General features: G+C 66.7%; 1 protein-coding gene. It reads left to right on the top strand.

The window, feature by feature from the left end:
* Positions 1-351: 351 nt before the first annotated feature.
* The coding region (locus tag RTO53_RS19960; protein ID WP_312239394.1) for a cache domain-containing protein at positions 352-1,879 on the top strand (1,528 nt) is incomplete at its 3' end.

Below are 1,879 nucleotides of genomic sequence, written 5' to 3'. Positions count from 1 at the left end.
CCTTTTTATTGGCCAAAGCGCACTCCCGTAGAGCCACCCCATGGGTGGCTGCTCTTCCTTCCGGCACCGCGCACAGCCACCCATGGGGTGGCTCTACCTCCAGCACCGCGTGCAGCCACCCATGGGGTGGCTCTACCTCCGTGCACTGCGCGCAGCCACCCATGGGGTGGCTCTACGTCCGTGCACCGCGCGCAGCCACCCATGGGGTGGCTCTACGCCCCCCGGGATGTTGCGTCGCATCTGTCCACCCGCTCCAACCTGAATACGCTCAGCCACCGTGCCTCAATACGTGCGCGCTGCGGCCGATAACAGCATTGCCGCGACACGTTCGTCGATCAAAGACCCCTGCCCATGAATCTGCTCAGCCGCTGGAACCAGTCCTTCGCCAACCTGTCGGTCCGGCGCAAGCTCAACCTGCTCACCGCCCTCATCGCCGTGGGCGTCATCGCCCTGGCCATCATCGCCGCGCGCATGCAGTACCTGGACCTGGCGGAAACCCGCAAGGACGCACTGAAGACCCAGGTCGAACTGAGCTACGGCATCCTGGACCACTACAAGCGCCTGGCCGGCACCGGCGAGCTGACCGAGGCCGCCGCCAAGGCGGCCGCCCTGCAGGCGCTGGAGGTCATGCGCGCCGACAATGACAGTGCGTACTACAACGTGCTCGACACGAAGTACGCCCTGCTGATGCACCCGTTCGCCCGCGACCGCGTCGGCAAGGTGCAGAAGGACTACACCTCCAAGGACGGTGTGCCGATCTACCTGCAGCAGGTGGACATGGCCCGGTCCGGCGGCGGCTTCACGTATTACAAGACCACCAAGCCCGGCAAGGACGACCTGATCGAAAAGGTCACCTACGCAGACATGTACGCGCCCTGGCAGTGGGTGGTCACCAGCGGCGTGTACATGGACGACGTCCAGTCCGACGCGCTGGCGTTCACCGCCGTCATGACCGTCGCGGGCGGGGTCGTGGTGCTCATCGTGCTGGCATTGAGCTGGCTGATCGGCAACCGCATCACCCTGCCCCTGCGCCAGGCCACCCACGTGGCCGAGAGCATCGCCGCCGGCAAGCTGGACAGCCGCATCGGCGCCCAGGCGCACGACGAACCCGGCCGCCTGCTCGAAAGCATGGGCCGGATGCAGAAACAGCTGCACGCGGTCATCAGCGGCCAGCGCGACATGGCCAGCCAGCACGAGGCCGGCCAGACCCGCTTCCGTATGGACGAAAGCGCCTTCCCCGGCGAATACGGCCTGATGGTGCATGAAACCAACGCGCTGGTCGGCGCGCACGTGCAGACCATGGACGATGTCCTGCAGGTGATGCAGCGCTATGCCGTCGGCGACCTGGCCGCCGACATCGCCCGCTACCCGGGCGAGAAGGCCGAGATCACCGCCACCGTCGATACCGTCAAGCGCAACCTGGGCAGCATCAACGAGGAGATCAAGCGCCTGGCCGGCGCCGCGGCTGCCGGCGATTTCAGCCAGCGCGGCGACACCGCCCGCTTCGACCACGATTTCCGCCTGATGATCGGCAACCTCAACGCGATGATGCAGGTCAGCGACGACAACCTCGGCAAGCTCTCGCAGTTGCTGTCGGGCATCGCCGAAGGCGATCTCACGGTGCGCATGCACGGCGACTTCCAGGGTGTGTTCGCCACCATGCGCGACGATGCCAACGCCACCGTCGCCCAGCTCACCCAGATCGTCGGCCAGATCCAGGGCGCTGCCGGCAGCATCACCCAGGCCGCCGGTGAGATCGCCAGCGGCAACAGCGACCTCTCGCGCCGCACCGAACAGCAGGCCGCCAACCTGGAAGAAACCGCTGCCTCGATGGAGGAACTCACCTCCACCGTGCGCCAGAACGCCGAGCATGCCCGCC

Origin of the sequence: Stenotrophomonas sp. (genome assembly GCF_031995405.1) — a bacterium.
Taxonomy (GTDB): domain Bacteria; phylum Pseudomonadota; class Gammaproteobacteria; order Xanthomonadales; family Xanthomonadaceae; genus Stenotrophomonas.
The sequence above is the reverse complement of the archived record's forward strand: the minus strand, read 5'-3'. Positions and strand labels throughout refer to the sequence as shown.